This window comes from Planctomycetaceae bacterium (assembly GCA_041398785.1).
Lineage (GTDB): Bacteria > Planctomycetota > Planctomycetia > Planctomycetales > Planctomycetaceae > JAWKUA01.
Map to the genome: position 1 here is coordinate 19,404 of JAWKUA010000031.1, position 16,299 is coordinate 35,702.

Below are 16,299 nucleotides of genomic sequence, written 5' to 3' on the forward strand. Positions count from 1 at the left end.
GCCGCGGCCTGTATAAATCACGACGACTGAACAATGGCAGCGCTACTTCGTCGCAGGAACGATTCGCGACTGACGGAAGGGCAGGAATTCGGCCGATGCACGGCGACTGCTTCGAACACGTCGGTCGGTGTCCAGGAACGAGAACGATGTCCGGTAGGCAAACGTCAGCATTCGCGGGGGCCGCGGCGGATTGATGGCTGCGCCGGCAGACGATTCGTTTCCGCTGCGCGCGGTTTCGGAGGCAGGGAACGTGGCTTCCTGAATCTGCGTTCGGTCACCGAAGAAGTCGATCGTCACGTCAACTTCGGCGGGCAGAGCCGGCAGCCGTCGACGCAGGTAACCGACCGCCTGGTCCTTGTCGCCGATAATGCGCAACATGTCTTCCAGTGACATGACCGCGTCCGGATGTCCGGCTTTCAGTTCGTCATAGAGGAACTTCCGCATTGTCGGCCGAAACGGGTCCGTATCGAGCACGCCGTCGCCCAGATCGAAGATGCCGTCGACAACCTGTGTGATTCGCAGGTCATGATTTGCTGCGTCGCGCTGCCAGTTTCGAACGGCGTCCGACACTGTGTTGTTCTGGCACAGCGTAAAGTAGCCTCCGACGCAGACGACGTGGCGTACCGACGTGAAGTCCAGTTCGAAGTGGCCGATGTCGGAACGAAGAAACGCGGTCGGCTGCCAGTCGTCATACAGATACAGCCATGCCGGGTTTTCCGAATTGTGCTGGTCGTGAAGATACAGCACGGGCAGTCCGTGCTGCTTCATCGTGGCCACGACGCGGTTCAGTCCCGGCCCGGTCCGCCGCAGCGGATCGAAGTGCCGCGAACTGTGAGTCGCAAAGGCCACCGTGTCGCTGGTGAGCTTCAGATCCGCGGCGTCGGTGAATTTCGGCTCCCAATCGGACACCGCGGAGGCGTCAAACAACGGCGTCGCCAGCGACAGCGTGATGGCGGAAACCAGGATGGTCGCGCAGGAAGGCATGGGGAAACAGTGACAATGGGGGCGGTCGTCCCGGCATCCATCTTTAGGGAAACGCGACCACCGGACGACTTTGGCAGCCCGGTTGCCTCCTGACAGCCGTGCAAAGCGACGTCAGATTATCCACGGCCGAGTCATTGTCCAGAGAATTCGTCCGGTTCGCAACGGCAGGCAGGATCATGGGTTTCCGACGTTTCGCCAACGAATTGAAGGCGGCCCGCGTAGGTCAGGCGGGATGAAGATGCGCCCGCGTTCGCGCGCTGTCGAATTTCCCAGGTGTTCGCCGGAACGGCTTGCTCCGAAACAGGTTACAGTCGGCGGGCGTGGCGGCAGACGCTGAGATTCGCTTCGCGGTGATCGCGACTTTCCGAAGGTATGAAGTGTGACAGATCCGATTGACGACCAGACGCAGCCAGAGTCGGCTTCCGACAATCCGAACGCCGGTTTCGGTGACACCGCAATTCCCGGGACGACGGGGATGTCGGATGCTCCCGAGGTATTTCGAACGGTGTCGGACACAACGGACACGGATGAACTGCCCGACGAAGAAGAATTGACACCGGAGCTGGTGGAAGAAGAGGCCATCCGCGGCGACTTCATGTTGCGCTGGGCTGCGATCTTTCTGGCCGTGCTGTTCGGATTCTCCCAAATCAGTGACAGCCGCACGCTGGTTCACATCCGTTCCGGCGAAAGGATGCGCGAAGCCGGTTTTCTGCCGGAACGTTCGGATACGATGTCGTTTGTGAATGAAGGGGCTCCCGTTTCGAACGTCAGTTGGCTGTTCGATCACGCTGTCAGCGCCGCGTATTCCGCCGGCGGCGCGAACGGGCTGACCTACTTCAAGGTCGCGGTCGCGGCCATTATGGCCTATCTGCTGTCGCGGATTTCCGTGCCCGGACTGCCGACATGGTGGGGTTCAATCTGCGGCGTGATGGCGATTGCCGCGGTGTCGTGCGACCTGGTGCCGATTACCGATCTGGCGACGCTGCTGGGTATGGTGCTGCTGCTGCGTCTGCTGCATCTGCATCGCGACGGCCGTGCGACCGGGCTGTTGTGGAAGATCCCGCTGCTGATCGCCGTCTGGGCGAACTTCGATCCGCGAGCCTATCTGGGTGCGGTCGCTGTCCTGCTGTATGGCCTGGGTCACGAATTGATTCGACGGCAGGACGCCGTGGCTCCCCAGTCGTCGGCGACACTGCTTCCGGTCGCCGGCCTGTCGATCGCTGCTTTGCTGGTGAATCCGTTCCCGATGGCGTCGCTGACATCGGCGTGGACGATCTACACGGTCGACTATCCTTCCCTGCAGACTCTGAATCCTCTGAATGAACGCACGGTTTCGCTGCTGGACGGACGGACCGAATACTTCTCCATGACCAACATGCAGGTCTATGCGGGATTTGAATTGGCCTACGTGGCGGGACTCGCGCTGCTGCTGGTCGCGGTGTGCGTGCTGTTCATTTCGCGAGACCAGCGAGAACTGCCATGGCTGGTGCTGCTGGCCGGATTTTCGGCGCTGGCGGTGATCCGGCTTCACGACCTGGCTCCCGCGGCGCTGGTGGCCGCAGTCGTCGCGACAACGGTGGCACAGCGATGGTACCGACAGACGTTTCCGCAGGAGTACACGATCGATCCCAAAGAGGTCCTGTTCAGCCGCGGCGGACGTGCGGCGACAGTGTTCGCCTTTGCCGCGCTGGCATTTCTGACGGTTGCTGACCGGCTGCCGACCAGATCCGCGGTGGGAATGGGCTTTGAACCCGACCTGGCGACGACAATGACATCGCTCAGCCAGCAGTTCGAATCACTGCCGGACGACGCCCGCATTCTGCATACCCGCCCCGAACAGGGAGACCTGCTGATCTGGAACGGCCGCAAGAGCCTGGTCGATTCCCGCATCACCCCGTTTGGCAGCGCGCGTGACGAAGATACGGTGATGGCAAAATACATCGCTCTGCGGGGCAACCTGCTGTCTCCCGACCAGACGATCGCGGCAGATACAGCGTCCGGCGCCACCAGTGAATGGATTCCGCAGTTCGAAGAATGGCAGTTGAAGTACGCGATTCCGCGTCTGGCGCCTCCCGGACTGCCCGACTACGATTCACTGGCCCGTCTGCGATTCGATCCGCACTGGGCCATGGTGACGCTGAACGGTTCCGGAGCCATGTTCGAATTTCTCGGACCGGACGTCACCACGAACGCTGACCCGGAAAATCCGCAGCAAACCCGCAGGGAACCGCTCAACCTGGCGAACGTTGCCTTCCGGGAAGCCAAACCGATCGAAGTCAGCCGCATCGATTTCGCTCAGGCCCCCGATTTCTATCAGAGGTATGTCTATCACAAGCGGGAGAACCGTCCGGCGCCGCTGCGAGCTGCTCAGCACTATCTGAACCTGATGAACATGTCGATGCGGTCGCTGAACGAAGCGATGGCTCTGCCGACAATGGCGATTCGCGGAGCAAGCGAAGCGCTGTTTCTGAATGCCCAGGACGCCGAAGCCTACAAACTTCTGGGCCTGGCCTATACACAACTGAGCCAGGTGGAACAGAACGTCGCACAAATGCTGGGCGGTGCGGCTCCGACGTCGCTGCGGTATCTGGAAGCCGTGATGGCTCTGCGACAGGCGGCTCTGCTGCGGCCGGATGATGCCGAAGTCTGGGAACTGCTGGCGGTACAATACGGACAGCAGAACCGGATCGAACTCGAATACGAATGTCTGGACCGCTACCTGACGCTGACGGAGGACATTCTGATCGTCGATCCGCAGCTTGAGGCCGTAAGAGAACAGCAATTCGTCCGGCTGGGAATGCTGAAGGAACAGATCGACAGCTACACGAAGCAGGTGCTTGATGGCATCGCCGCCCAGAAGTTTCCGGACCAGACCGCGGAACACGGAGCGGCGAAACTGGAGATCGCTCAGCAGGTCTCCAGCATGGGTTTCGTCCGCACGTCGCTGGACCTGCTGCGAGACAATATGGACGTGCTGGGCTCCATGCCCGAAGCCAGCATCCTGCGCGGTCAGATGCTGCTGGAAGTCGGGAAGCTGGAAGACGGGTACAACCTGCTGGCCGGAGTCGCCGGGATGGCTCGCGACAACCCGCAGCAGTACGCCGCCATTCCGTGGTACTTGCCCGTCGCTGCCAGCAACATCGCCAGGGGCAACTACGTCGATGCTGTCGGCGTCTGGTCGGACCAGGCAAAGCAGCTTCGGTTCTTCGTCGACAATCCGCAGGCTAATCAGGCTCTTCTGACCACGCTGCCGCTGCTGACGGAACCGCTGTCCAACGTTTCCGGCACAGCACCCGTCTGGCCGCTGATTCATCTGCAGCAGTGTCCGATTCCGCTGCAGGCCGTTCCCCGCAGCCAGGCGGAACCCCGCATGATGATGGCCATGGCGCACCTGGAAGCCGCCAACCTGGACACCGCTCGCGTGCTGCTGCAGGGGCTGATCGCCGAATGCGGCGACAGTGACTTCCGCCCGCTCGCATCGGCGTATCTCACACTGCTGCGCGACGGTGCCGATGAGTTCCTGAAAGAAGCGTCGCTGAACCAATGGGAACCCTGGACACTGGACGGCCCCGTCACCGTGCCGACGGCGACCGAACCAACCGATCAGCCGGAACCAACTGATCAGCCAGATCAGCCCGACACGGCTGTTCCGCCAGATCAGCCGGATCAAACCGATCAGCCGGATCCGTCCGACACGGCCGATGCACCTGCTGGCGAAGAACCCGCGCCGTAGCGTCCGTCAGTTACCGGTCAATACCGGCGTCCCAGCGGGAAAGCCGGCACAGGTCGCCGCCGATTTCAAACGCGCGGCAGGCGTCAGGGCGAAGGTCGTAGTGACGACAGCGACGCAGTGACCGGTCGTACCAGACGCACGGAACTTTGTCGAAGTGCTGATCCGCCGCAATGCGTTCCCGAACAGCGGCCAGCAATTCGTCGGGAACATTCTTCGCGGCTTCTTCGCCGGGCTGGAACGGTGGCACCGGCGTGAATTCACAGCACGCGCCGCAGCCTTCGCAGGATTCGATCAGCGGCAGAGCAATCGGCATTGTCCCTATTCGCCAACGGTGTTGAACATCCGGTCGCCGGCGTCGCCGAGTCCGGGCAGGATGAACCGCCGGTCATTCAGTTCGCGGTCGATCACACACGTGTAGATGATCACGTCGGGGAACCGTTCCGTCACCAGGCGGATACCTTCCGGAGCTGCGATGATCGACAGCATGACGATCCGGCCGACTCCCCATTCCCTCAGCGTTTCGATGGCCATGCAGGCGGAACCGCCGGTGGCCAGCATCGGATCCAGCAGCAGCGCCACGTCGGCGGGAGCACCCGCGGGCAGCTTGTCGTAATACCGCACCGGTTGAGCGGTTTGTTCATCGCGGTAGAAGCCCAGATGCCGGACCTCCACGTCGGGGATCAGTTCGGTGACGGCAGCCGTCATTCCCAGTCCGGCTCGCAGGATCGGAACCGCAGCGATGCGACCGGCCAGTTGCTGGCCCTGCATGGCTTCCATCGGCGTGGTAACGGCACAGTCTCGCATTCGCAGATCGCGAGTGGCTTCGGCCAGCAGCAGCAGCGACAGGATTTTCACATGCTGCCGAAACGCGGCCGGCGCGGTCGACACATCTCGCAGCATCGACATGTGATGCCGTACCAGGGAATGGTTGTCCAGAACATGAACGGTTTCAGGCCGCGGATTCACCATGGACGCACTTCACACCTGTCGTTTCACGCCGTCTTCTTCATAGGTCACCTGGTAAAGATCGCGCCGGCGATCGTTCCAGTTCTGCACCGATCCGGAGTCACGATGACGCTGCAGTTGCTCCAGGTCCAGGTCATGAATAATCAGTGTTTCCACATTGGGAGTACATTCCGCAGCGATGGCATCGCGAGCAAATTCGATATCCGCCGGCGTGAAGATGCCGGACTGCGCGTAATGAATGTCCGCGTTTTCCACAAACGGCAGGTTTCCCGTGCAGCCGGAGATTGCCACATAAAGATGGTTCTCCACACAGCGCGCCAGCGCACAATGACGAATTCTCAGGTACCCGTGGCGCGTGTCTGTATTGAACGGCACGAACACCATCCGGGCTCCCTTCTGAGTCGCGATCCGCGTGAGTTCCGGGAATTCGATGTCATAGCACACCTGGATGGCAATCAATCCGCAATCCGTATCGAACACTTCCACCTTGTGACCCGGACTGACGCCCCACCATTTCCGTTCACTGGGAGTCACATGGATCTTGTATTGTTTGCCGATCGATCCGTCACGACGAAACAGATACGACACGTTGTACAGTGTGTCATCCTCGACAACAAAGTGCGATCCGCCGATCACATTGACGTCGTACTTCACGGCCTGTTCGGTGAACAGTTCCAGGTATTGAGGCGTGAATTCGGCCAGTTGCCTGGCCGCCAGGCCCGGTCGTTTTGCTTCCACGCACGAAAGCAGTTCTGCCGTCAGCAGCTCCGGAAACAGCACAAAGTCGCTGCGGTAGTCCGACGCCGTGTCCAGGAAGAATTCCACCTGCTGAGCAAACGCTTCGAAACTGGCGATCTTTCGCATCTGCCACTGCACGACGCACAGTCGCACCGGTTCGGTCGGGTGGTGGAACCGGCGTTTGCTGGCCGGCCGGTGATCCAGGTTCTTCCACTCCAGAAATGTGGCATACCCGCGCGATGCCACGTCGGACGGAAAGTAGTTTGGAATCAGCCCCTGCACGGTAAATCCGTTTGACGTCTGAGCAGTCAGTACCGGGTCGTGCAGCGCCTTTTCCATAACGGCGTCGATGTATTCCCGGGCGGTGTATTCGTCGGCGTGTTCGCCATAGCCGGGAATGCGGCCGGCGATGATGATTCGTTCCAGGTTCTTCTCACGGCACAGTTCCTTCCGAGCATCATACAGCCGCCGCGAAAGCTTCATGCCGCGAAATTCCGGATCCACCATGATCTCAATGCCGTACAGCGTGTCGCCGTTCGGATTGTGATTTCGGATATATCCTTCGTCCGCGACGATCTTCCAGTTGTGCCATTCCAACTGCGGGTTGTATTCCAGGATCAGACTGCTGGCGGACGCCGCCAGCTTGCCGTCACATTCCAGGCAGAACTGGCCTTCGGGAAATATCTTCAGCTGACTTTCAATCTGATCGCGTCCCCACGGGTGCATGCCGGAAAGCACTTGCTGCATGTCAACTGGGTGCCATAGTCGTCGATCGTCAGGTTCCGCAGAACCAGATTCCATTCGTATTCCTTCAAATCGATGGGTTCAGACATGACGGTCGACTCGCGTGTTTTTCAGAAAGTCACCAACGAATCGGGGATTGACGTACAAGCTGTTCCCGCAATCCGGGCTGCAGCGTCGCTGTTCCGGAAATCGCCTGTTCGACGCTTTCCAGTTGACTCTTCAAACCGGCCAGAGTTTCCCGGACGCCGTTGACCACGTCGGCTGGAGCTTTATCGACGAAATTGGAGTTGCTCAGCTTCTTTTCGTGACCGGCGATATGGCCTCGAAGCCTTCGGCTTCCTTCTGTTTGCGGCTGAGTTCCGCTTCCAGATCGATCAGGCCTTCCAGCGGAATGTAGCCGTCGGCGTCCCCGAGTGAGCAGAACGTGCCGGATGCGCCGGGCCGGTTCACTTCCAGACCCGCGGCTTCGAGCATTGTGCGAGACAGGTTGTCGAACTGATCAGCAAATCGCCTGCATCTGTTCCGCGATCTCCGGCGAGCACTTCATGAACAGCTTCAGCGGTTCCTTCGGACTGATCTTGTAAATCGCCCGAACGTTGCGAACTGCCACAACCGTCTGCTGCAGCCGTTCAAACCGTTTTTCCAGGGCGGGATCACTCCAGTTCGTACCGAGTTCCGGCCAGGCAGCGATCATCACGCTTTCAACCGCGGCAGCCGGCTGTTGCAGGCCTCGCACGGGAGCAAGCTGATTCAGCATGTGCCACAGTTCTTCTGTAATGAACGGAGCAAACGGATGCAGCAGTCAGCAGCAAATGATCAGTCACGACGACCAGAACCCGCTGAGCCGTCGCGCGAGTCGCATCGTCCCGCAGCCGCGGCTTGACCATTTCCAGATACCAGTCGCAGAATTCGTTCCAGGTGAATTCACGAATCGTGCGCGAGTCGCCTGGTCGAACTGATACCGATCCAGCAGCGTCGTGACCTCGTTGGCGGTCGTTGCAAGACGGCTGAGAACCCAGCGGTCTTCCATCTGCAAGTCGGAATCGCTGACCGGGCCGGGTTCATAGCCTTCCAGATTCATGAACGCGAAACGGCAGGCGTTCCACAGCTTGTTGCAGAAGTTGCGACCGTAGTCGAACCGTTCGCTGACGATGCGAGCCACCGCGGCACCGTCATCCGGTTCGAACCACGGGCTGGGAAACTGGAAACGTCTTCTTACATTTCGCACACTTGATCGACGGCGTGGCTCCGCCCATCGGCTTCATTTCCTGATGCTCTTCGTCTGCGGCGTAATGGCTTCGCAGTGAGGACACTCATAGCCAACCGGCAGCCGGACGTCCTGAGTTTCCCCGGCCAGCGACGAAATCGTGAAGCGAACCGCATCGGTGCCGTACTTTTCGATCAGTTCCAGCGGATCGACTCCGTTGCTCTTTCGACTTCGACATCGTCTGTCCGGAGTCCATCCAGAATTTTCGGATGGATATAGACGTGTCGGAACGGAACATCGCCCATGTTGTACAGCCCGGTTACCACCATTCGGGCAACCCACAACGTGATGATGTCGCGGACGTGACCAGGACGGAGCCGGGGTAGAAGTAATCGAGAATGTCGTTGTGTTCATTTGAAATTTCAGATTTGGAATTTGAGATTTCAGAACCGGCCAGCGGCGGATTGTGTTCGGTATCCGGCCAGCCGAGCGTGGCGTGCGGCCAGAGGGCGGAGCTGAACCACGTGTCAAGGACGTCGGGGTCTTGCTCGAAACCGGCAGCTTCAAGCTGGCGTTCAATCTCTTCAGCACCGTCAGCGACACAGACCAACAGAATCCTTTGTCTCCCGGCATCACACCGTCGGCAACGACGGCCGCGACCTGTGACGATTCGCCAAACTCCGGTAGAGCGAACAGTCGCCCGTCGCCGTGTGCTGTTCGCCGTTGTTCCGTTGCCGTTTTCGACCAAATCGGAATCCGATGTCCCACCACAACTGGCGGCTGATGCACCAGTCGCGTTTTTTCACCGAGCCAGTCCAGGTAGGTTTTGGCATACCGCTGCGGAAAGATGTGCGGACTCGGCCGTCTTCGACCGCGTCCATCGCGGATTGAGCCAGTTCGTCCATTTTCACGAACCACTGATCGCTGAGATACGGTTCCACGGGAGCCTTGCTGCGGTCGCTGTGTTTGACGGGAATCTTCCGGTCTTCGACGCCTTCGAAATGACCGAGTTCCTCCATCTTTGAAACGATGGCCTTGCGCGCGGCGTAGCGGTCCATTCCGGCGAATTCACCGCCTTCGTTGTTGATGGTGCCGCCGGGGTTCAGGATGTTGATCATCGCCAGACTGTTTCGCAGACCGCAGGCGTAGTCGTTAGGGTCGAGCCGGTGTGACTCTTGACGGCTCCCGTGCCGAGTTCCTTATCCGCCAGCAATGCGTCGGCAATGACCGGAATCAGCCGTCCGTTCAGCGGGATGCGAACATTCTTGCCGAACACGTCGGCGTAACGTTCGTCTGTGGATGGACGCAGACCGCCGTGTCGCCCAGCATCGTTTCCGGACGTGTCGTTGAAAAACTGATCTTCTGCCCGGTCGGCTGGCCGTTGTCGTCCACCACCGATAGTTGAATGTCCAGAAGTGTCCGTCGATGTCTTCGCTGAAGACTTCGTCGTCGGCGACGGCGGTCTGTGGCATGAGTGTCCTGCTGACCAGCCGCTTGCCTCGAAAAATCAACCCGTCGCAAAACATTCGGAAGCGTATGCACGGCTTTGCTGCAGACGTCGTCCAGAGTGAACCGGACTCGCCGCCAGTCGCAGCTTTCGCCGATCTGTTTGAGCTGATTCAGAATCCGCTGTTCGTACTGGTCTTTCCACTTCCAGATGCGTTCGACCAGCGCGTCGCGGCCGATGTCGCGCCGGGTGAGTCCTTCTTCTTCCAGCATCCGCCGTTCGACAACCGCCTGAGTTGCGATCCCGGTACGATCGGTCCCCGGCATCCACAAAGCCTCATAGCCCTGCATCCGCCGCCAGCGAGTCAGCAGATCCTGCAGCGTGCCGTTCAGACAGTGCCCCATATGCAGAGCACCGGTCACGTTGGGCAGCGGAATCATGATGGTATGCGCTTCGCGATCCGGCTTCGGATCGGCGTTGCAATATCCCTGAGATTCCCAGTGCTGAATCCAGCGGGACTGTGCAGAAGCGGGGTCGTATGTTTTTGAGGAAATACCGGACATGGCTACCACGGAGACACGGAGGGCACGGAGCGGAAAACTAACAGACGAAACGCCGTATTCCGTCTTTCAATACAGGCGTGTTGAAGTTGATCAGCAGGCCCACGGGGTACCTGCCAATCCTGAGATAGGTCAGCAACTGTGCATCATGCAGCGGCGACAGGGACTCGACCGATTTAATTTCAAGCACAACTGTACTCTCAACGACAACGTCAAGTCGGTAGCCGCAGTCGAGACGGAGATGTTTATAGACGACGGGAAGCGTGACCTGCCGCTGAAACTTCAGCCTTCGCTGTGACAATTCGCAGCACAGGCATTCCTCATAGGTGGATTCAAGAAGTCCGGGTCCGAGTTCCCGGTGGACGTCGGTCGCGGCCCCGCGGATGCTATACGTGAGATCTTCAAACTGCATGACCAGGCTTCTCCGCGGGCTCCGTGTCTCCGTGGTTCAGAATGCCGTTTCCCACGGCGCCGCGGTCTTTGTGGATTTTGTATTCGAAGGCGTCGATGAGCGCGATCCAGCTTGCTTCGATGATATTTTCGCTGACTCCGACGGTGTTCCAGATGTCGGTCCGGTCGCGGCTTTCGATCACAACACGGACTCGGGCGGCGGTGCCTTCCGTGCTGTTGATGACTCGCACGCGGTAGTCCATCAATGTCATTTCCGCCAGGTTCGGATACGCCGGCGTCAGTGCCTTGCGCAGCGCGGCGTCCAGAGCATTGACCGGTCCGTCGCCTTCTCCGACGACATGCTGCTGCACGTCGTTTACCGTCAGTTTGACAACGGCTTCCGTGACCGGTTCGCGGGACTGGTTTTCGACATTCACGCGGTAGTGGTCAAAGACAAACGACGGCCGGAAAGTGCCGGCGGTTTTCATCACCAGCAGATCAAACGACGCTTCCGCCGCTTCGAACTGGTATCCGTCGTTTTCCATATCCTGAACGGCGGTCAGAATCTTCGCCTGCAGTTGAGCGTCTTCCTGCAGACGAAATTTGGTCGTCTTGGCGACGATATTGGACCGGCCGGAAAGTTCGCTGACCAGCACCCGGCGAACGTTGCCGACGGATTCCGGTGAGATGTGTTCGTAACTGCGGGAGATTCTGTTCACGGCATGCACATGCATGCCACCCTTGTGAGCAAACGCGCTGGCTCCGACGAACGGCTGGCCGTTGCGAAAATTCATATTGGCCAGTTCATAGACATAGCGGGACAGTTCCGTAAGTCGGCCGATGCCATCATCGGACAGCACATCGAACTTCAGCTTCAGCTTCAGGTTCGCGGCGACGGCGATCAGGTCCACATTTCCGCAGCGTTCACCGATGCCGTTGATGGTTCCCTGAACCTGGACAGCTCCGGCCTGGACGGCGGCCAGAGAATTGGCCACGGCCAGGTCGCTGTCGTTATGCGTGTGAATTCCGATGGCCACGTCCACTTCGGCTCGCAGAGCTGTGACAGCGTCGACGACCTGTTCGGGAAGTGTGCCGCCGTTGGTGTCGCACATGCAGATCATGTCGGCTCCCGCGTCGGCGGCGGCTTTCCAGGTCTGCAGGGCGTAGTCCGGGTTTGCCGTCCATCCGTCGAAACAGTGTTCGGCGTCATAGATCACTTCACGGCCTTCGCTTTTGGCGTAGGCGACGGAATCGGCGATCATGGCCAGGTTTTCCTGCAGCGAAACTCGCAGAACTTCCGTGGCATGCAGGTCCCAGGTTTTTCCAACAATCGTGATGACGGGTGCCCGGCTGTTGATCAGGGCCTTCATGCCGACATCGTCTTCGGCGGCAATGTCGCGGCGGCGAGTCATTCCGAAGGCTGCGACGCGGGAGTGCTTCCAGTCCATGTCCGCGGCCCGCTGAAAGAACTCTTCGTCTTTGGGATTGGACAGCGGGTAGCCGCCTTCGATGTAGTCAAATCCCAGCTCGTCCAGCTTGGTGGCGATCATCAGCTTGTCCTGCAGCGAGAAATTGACGCCTTCTCCCTGAGAACCGTCGCGCAGCGTTGTGTCGTAAAGCTGGATTCTGGACATCGTGGAATTGTCACCTAACGAAAAAACCCTCAGGCGGCACCTGAGGGTTCGTGAGCGTCGAGTTCCGGGTTCCTCAGGACAGCGGCTGCATTCTGCCGACGATGATGTCGCAGATGCTGACGATCTGAAGTCGAATTGTGCTCAGATTCATGCGGACCGGCCTTCAGGGACAGCGGATGCTAGGCATCACCGAGCCGGACGTCAACGCGGTTGTGCAGGTCGCATGGACGAGATTCCCGCGGCGGCGAGTGCGCAAGTTCGGACCACTCGTCCGCCGCGGGTGGCAGATGAGCATTTGCCGGTTAAGGGCGACAATTGCTTCATCCTCCCGCTTCAACGGGAGGGTCGCCGATCGAATGCCGTTCAGGCGTTCGATCGCGGGGAGGGCGACGCACGGAAGCTCCGGTTGCGCGGTCGCCCTCCCCGCCGTTTGATCGCCTGAACGGCGATCAAACTTCGACCCTCCGTTGCAACGGGAGGGTAAATTTTATCTGCCGTTTGCCCTACGCGGGCGTGGCGTCGAACTGAGCTTTGTCGGGGCTGTGAGCCGGCGACCGCCGCAGCACGTTGACCATGATGTCGTGCCGGATCAGGTTCAGGCAGGGCACCAGAATCAGTGTCAGGCCGGTGGCGAACAGCAGCCCGAACGTCAGAGTCACCGCCATGGGAATCAAGAACTTCGCCTGGAAACTCGTTTCGAACATCAGCGGAATCAGGCCGGCGGCGGTCGTCAGAGTCGTCAGCAGAATGGCTCGCAGCCGTTTTCTTGCTCCGTCGACGCTGGCTTCAAACGGCGACAGCCCTTCGTATTCGCGGCGGTTGATAAAGTCGATCAGCACCAGACTGTCGTTCACCAGGATTCCGGAAAGCGCCACCAGGCCGATGGCGCTCAGAATTGTAAACGTCTCGCCGGTCAGCCAGTGCCCGACGACGGCTCCCAGAAATCCAAACGGAATGGCCGACATCACAACCAGAGGCTGAATGTAGGAACGAAACAGTCCCGCCAGCATTCCGTAAATCAGCAGCAAAGCAATGGGGAACGCGACCTGCAGCGACCCGAACGACTTGCGCATTTCTTCGGCCTGGCCAAGGTACTGAATTTCGATGCCGGGGTATTTGGGGATGATCTCCGATTCAATCCGCTGCTTCATTTTGTCGATCACGTCGGATGTGCTGGAGCCCCTGGATTCGTCGACGGACCCCACAATTCTGGCGGATCGGCTTTGCTGATAGCGGGTGATTGTGGAGTAACCGACCGTCATTCTGGCTTCGGCGACTTCATCGATGGGAATCCACGATCTCTGCCCCGGCAGACCGGTGCCGGGCAGCCACATGCCTTCGACATTGAAGACGTTTTCGCGATACGTTTCCGGATAGCGCACCATGATTCGCACGTCTTCGCGATTGCGGGTAATGCGGCGGGCTTCCTGTCCAAACAAGGCTCCGCGAACAAACATGCCCAGACTGCCGACAGTGACTCCCGTGGGCGCCGCGGACTCCCGCAGCCGCAGCCGCAGTTCCTTTTTGCCAAGGTCCAGGTTGTCATCCAGATCGAAGACTCCATCGATGGAACCGATCAGTTGTTCCATGTCTTCGGTGGCTCGCGGAAGTTCGCTGTTGGGCAGTCCGGACAGGCTGACTTCGATGTCGTTGCCTCCCGGCCCGCCGCTCATCGCTTCCCACCGAATGGAGTTCATCCCGGTCAGCTCTCTGGTCGACCATTCTCTCAGCACGTTGATCAGTTCTTCGCTGGAACGGGTGCGTTCTTCGGCCGGGCAGATTTCGATGACCAGTTGACCCAGGTGGCTCTGATCTTCAAACCCGACGGAACCGGCTCCCGTGACGTCGTACTGCCGGCCGGCAATCGTCTGAACGTTGACGATTTCCGGAAAGCGATCCGGATCGACGATGTAATCCGTCAGCTTCTGCAGTTCCTGTTTCAGGCGTTCGCTCGAGGTGCCGATCGGCATTTCCAGAGCGGCGATCATGCTTTCGCTGTCCATGTCCTGAATAAACTGCCAGCGGACGATTCCGCCGGCCAGCAGTCCCGCCGCCACAACGCAGGCTCCGACGACGAACGTCACCGTCACGTACCGCCACCGCAGGCAAAGCAGCAGCAGTTTCTCGTAGGGAGCCAGCAGGACGCGATTCAGAAACATTTCCTTCAGGCCGTTAAACGTCGAAGGCTGACCGTCGGCGGCCCTGCGAATTTTGACGGGCGGCAGATGCTTCAGATGAGCCGGCAGAATCACCAGCGCTTCCATCAGAGAAATCGACAGCGCTGCGATGACGACCAGCGGCAACTGAGCCATGAAGTCGCCGATCTGGCCCTGAATAAAAAACAGCGGCGCGAAGGCGGCGATTGTCGTGGACACCGCCACGATGACCGGCCACATCACTTCTTCCGCGCCTTCGATGGCGGCTCGGACGGGCGGCTTGCCTTCTTCGATATGCCGATAGATGTTCTCGCCGATCACGATGGCGTCGTCGACGATAATTCCCAGCACGATGATCAGACCGAACATCGACAGCAGATTGACGGTCGCTCCCACCAGCCACATCACGAAGAACGTACCCAGAAACGACACCACCAGACCGACGGCCGCCCACCACGCAACACGCCAGTTCAGGAACAGATTCAGGCACAGCAGCACCAGAACCAGCCCCCACTTGCCGTTGCGAGTCATCAGGTCCAGGCGGCCTTCGACGAACCGGGCGATGTCCGTGTGCAGCTTGAAATTCACGGTATTCGGAAACGGATTGGACTTCGCGTTCTGGTAAACGCGATAGATGTCGGGTCGGCCGATTCCCGCCAACGCGCCGGACGCGGCCTGATCCGGACCGTTGTACGGCTGGCCGCTGCGAGCCGCGAAATAGGTTTTCACGACGGATGAAATCTGCACCGCGTCTTCTGAATCACCCTTGAAGATTACGCAGTTGACGGAAGGCTTGCCGTTGAAGTCCGCTTCCAGATCCGAATCGACGAACCCGTCGGAAAGTTCAGCAACGTCGGACAGCAGAATTCGCCGGCCTCCCGGCTGAGAACGCACGACGATGTCTTCCAGGCGGATGGCCTTCTGCTGTTCGCCCAGAGTTCGCACGGCCACACTGCTGCGGCTGCCCTTCAACTGTCCGCCGCTGATGTCCAGGTTTCCGGAACGAATCGCGGCGGCGATTTCTTCGAACGTGACATCGTACTCCAGCAGTTTGTCGGGGCGGACGTCGACGTAGATTTCGTCGTCGCGAATGCCGTTCAGTTCGACACGGCTGATTCCCGGCAGCTTCAACAGGTCGTCCCGCAGGTTGCGGGCGGTTTGCTTCAGCGTGCCTTCCGACACATCGCCGAAGACGGCGATCGAAATCACGGGAAGCTGCGGTTCGACTTTCTTCAGACTGATCTTCTCGACATCATCCGGCATGTCCTGAATGGAATCGATTTCGTTGCGAATCTCCTGCAGCAGCGCGTCCACGTCGTCCACGGTCTGCTGCAGAGTCAGCGTGGTGAAACTGATGCCTTCACCAACCTGCGATTCGATCTTGTCGATTCCTTCGACGCCGCGAATGGCTTCCTCAATCTTGATCGTGACCGCCTTTTCGACGTCTGCCGGCTGGACTCCCGGATAAACGGCCGCCACCAGCAGCTTGTCCGGCCGCGATTCCGGAAACATCTCCCGCTGCAGCGTCAGAGCGAAGATGATGCCCGCCGCCAGGACAACAACCATCAGCATGTTGACCAGAACGGAATTCCGGACACTAAAAGAAGGCAGAGACATTGTAGAATACAAATCGGAAAAACGGTCACTCGGCGGTCGTCACGGATTCTACGTCTCCCGCAGGATTTCACCACCGCGAATCTCCGCGGCCGAATGCAGTCTTCCGTTTTTCGTCACGGGTTC

Annotated in this window: 16 protein-coding genes; 1 reads left to right on the forward strand and 15 read right to left on the reverse strand. The window is 59.4% G+C overall.

Annotation, left to right across the window (positions count from 1 at the left end; all coding sequences use genetic code 11):
- Positions 1–42: 42 nt before the first annotated feature.
- On the reverse strand, positions 43–984 hold the full coding sequence (locus tag R3C19_24460) for a hypothetical protein (protein MEZ6063514.1): 942 nt from the start codon (positions 982–984) through the stop codon (positions 43–45).
- A gap of 379 nt (positions 985–1,363) precedes the next feature.
- Here R3C19_24460 and R3C19_24465 point away from each other — a divergent pair, with 379 nt between their 5' ends.
- Positions 1,364–4,717, forward strand: a complete 3,354-nt coding sequence (locus tag R3C19_24465; GenBank protein MEZ6063515.1) for a hypothetical protein — start codon at positions 1,364–1,366, stop codon at positions 4,715–4,717.
- 10 nt (positions 4,718–4,727) lie between these two features.
- Here the strand turns inward: R3C19_24465 and R3C19_24470 are convergent, their stop codons facing one another.
- The 14 genes from R3C19_24470 to R3C19_24535 all read right to left on the reverse strand — a co-directional run bounded on the left by R3C19_24470 (position 4,728) and on the right by R3C19_24535 (position 16,176).
- Positions 4,728–5,030: a YkgJ family cysteine cluster protein gene (locus tag R3C19_24470; GenBank protein MEZ6063516.1), complete on the reverse strand. Its 303-nt coding sequence runs from the start codon at positions 5,028–5,030 to the stop codon at positions 4,728–4,730.
- A gap of 5 nt (positions 5,031–5,035) precedes the next feature.
- Positions 5,036–5,686, reverse strand: a complete 651-nt coding sequence (gene upp, locus R3C19_24475; protein MEZ6063517.1) for a uracil phosphoribosyltransferase — start codon at positions 5,684–5,686, stop codon at positions 5,036–5,038.
- Between the two features lie 9 nt (positions 5,687–5,695).
- Positions 5,696–7,168 carry a GNAT family N-acetyltransferase gene (locus R3C19_24480; GenBank protein ID MEZ6063518.1) on the reverse strand — a complete coding sequence of 491 codons (1,473 nt, stop codon included), beginning with the start codon at positions 7,166–7,168 and terminating at the stop codon, positions 5,696–5,698.
- 115 nt (positions 7,169–7,283) lie between these two features.
- Positions 7,284–7,481, reverse strand: a complete 198-nt coding sequence (locus R3C19_24485; GenBank protein MEZ6063519.1) for a hypothetical protein — start codon at positions 7,479–7,481, stop codon at positions 7,284–7,286.
- Complete coding sequence (locus R3C19_24490; GenBank protein MEZ6063520.1) at positions 7,457–7,639, reverse strand: hypothetical protein; 183 nt, start codon at positions 7,637–7,639, stop codon at positions 7,457–7,459. Before R3C19_24490 ends, R3C19_24485 begins: the two co-directional genes overlap by 25 nt.
- 25 nt (positions 7,640–7,664) lie before the next feature.
- Entirely contained in the window at positions 7,665–7,922 is a 258-nt protein-coding gene (locus tag R3C19_24495; GenBank protein ID MEZ6063521.1) for a class I tRNA ligase family protein, read from the reverse strand.
- A complete protein-coding gene (locus R3C19_24500; GenBank protein MEZ6063522.1) occupies positions 7,867–8,052 on the reverse strand; it encodes a hypothetical protein in 186 nt (61 codons plus the stop codon). Before R3C19_24500 ends, R3C19_24495 begins: the two co-directional genes overlap by 56 nt.
- On the reverse strand, positions 7,986–8,327 hold the full coding sequence (locus R3C19_24505) for a hypothetical protein (GenBank protein ID MEZ6063523.1): 342 nt from the start codon (positions 8,325–8,327) through the stop codon (positions 7,986–7,988). The genes R3C19_24500 and R3C19_24505 overlap by 67 nt, the downstream gene beginning before the upstream one ends.
- A 364-nt stretch (positions 8,328–8,691) precedes the next feature.
- Positions 8,692–9,120: a class I tRNA ligase family protein gene (locus R3C19_24510; GenBank protein MEZ6063524.1), complete on the reverse strand. Its 429-nt coding sequence runs from the start codon at positions 9,118–9,120 to the stop codon at positions 8,692–8,694.
- Positions 9,005–9,490 carry a class I tRNA ligase family protein gene (locus R3C19_24515; GenBank protein MEZ6063525.1) on the reverse strand — a complete coding sequence of 162 codons (486 nt, stop codon included), beginning with the start codon at positions 9,488–9,490 and terminating at the stop codon, positions 9,005–9,007. Before R3C19_24515 ends, R3C19_24510 begins: the two co-directional genes overlap by 116 nt.
- A gap of 127 nt (positions 9,491–9,617) precedes the next feature.
- A complete protein-coding gene (locus tag R3C19_24520) occupies positions 9,618–10,382 on the reverse strand; it encodes a class I tRNA ligase family protein (GenBank protein MEZ6063526.1) in 765 nt (254 codons plus the stop codon).
- Between the two features lie 37 nt (positions 10,383–10,419).
- On the reverse strand, positions 10,420–10,791 hold the full coding sequence (locus R3C19_24525; GenBank protein ID MEZ6063527.1) for a GxxExxY protein: 372 nt from the start codon (positions 10,789–10,791) through the stop codon (positions 10,420–10,422).
- Entirely contained in the window at positions 10,781–12,403 is a 1,623-nt protein-coding gene (gene cimA, locus R3C19_24530) for a citramalate synthase (GenBank protein MEZ6063528.1), read from the reverse strand. Before cimA ends, R3C19_24525 begins: the two co-directional genes overlap by 11 nt.
- A gap of 503 nt (positions 12,404–12,906) precedes the next feature.
- Positions 12,907–16,176, reverse strand: coding sequence for an efflux RND transporter permease subunit (locus R3C19_24535; GenBank protein ID MEZ6063529.1), 3,270 nt, complete (start codon positions 16,174–16,176; stop codon positions 12,907–12,909).
- Positions 16,177–16,299 lie beyond the last annotated feature (123 nt).

What these genes read in the sequence shown, in the direction of transcription:
- R3C19_24520 (MEZ6063526.1), bottom strand. Translation starts at nt 10,382, where the DNA reads ATGTCCGGTATTTCCTCAAAAACATACGACCCCGCTTCTGCACAGTCC.
- R3C19_24460 (MEZ6063514.1), bottom strand. Translation starts at nt 984, where the DNA reads ATGCCTTCCTGCGCGACCATCCTGGTTTCCGCCATCACGCTGTCGCTG.
- R3C19_24535 (MEZ6063529.1), bottom strand. Translation starts at nt 16,176, where the DNA reads ATGTCTCTGCCTTCTTTTAGTGTCCGGAATTCCGTTCTGGTCAACATG.
- R3C19_24480 (MEZ6063518.1), bottom strand. Translation starts at nt 7,168, where the DNA reads ATGCAGCAAGTGCTTTCCGGCATGCACCCGTGGGGACGCGATCAGATT.
- R3C19_24515 (MEZ6063525.1), bottom strand. Translation starts at nt 9,490, where the DNA reads ATGATCAACATCCTGAACCCCGGCGGCACCATCAACAACGAAGGCGGT.
- R3C19_24525 (MEZ6063527.1), bottom strand. Translation starts at nt 10,791, where the DNA reads ATGCAGTTTGAAGATCTCACGTATAGCATCCGCGGGGCCGCGACCGAC.
- upp (MEZ6063517.1), bottom strand. Translation starts at nt 5,686, where the DNA reads ATGGTGAATCCGCGGCCTGAAACCGTTCATGTTCTGGACAACCATTCC.
- R3C19_24495 (MEZ6063521.1), bottom strand. Translation starts at nt 7,922, where the DNA reads ATGCTGAATCAGCTTGCTCCCGTGCGAGGCCTGCAACAGCCGGCTGCC.
- cimA (MEZ6063528.1), bottom strand. Translation starts at nt 12,403, where the DNA reads ATGTCCAGAATCCAGCTTTACGACACAACGCTGCGCGACGGTTCTCAG.
- R3C19_24500 (MEZ6063522.1), bottom strand. Translation starts at nt 8,052, where the DNA reads ATGGTCAAGCCGCGGCTGCGGGACGATGCGACTCGCGCGACGGCTCAG.
- R3C19_24490 (MEZ6063520.1), bottom strand. Translation starts at nt 7,639, where the DNA reads ATGCTCGAAGCCGCGGGTCTGGAAGTGAACCGGCCCGGCGCATCCGGC.
- R3C19_24470 (MEZ6063516.1), bottom strand. Translation starts at nt 5,030, where the DNA reads ATGCCGATTGCTCTGCCGCTGATCGAATCCTGCGAAGGCTGCGGCGCG.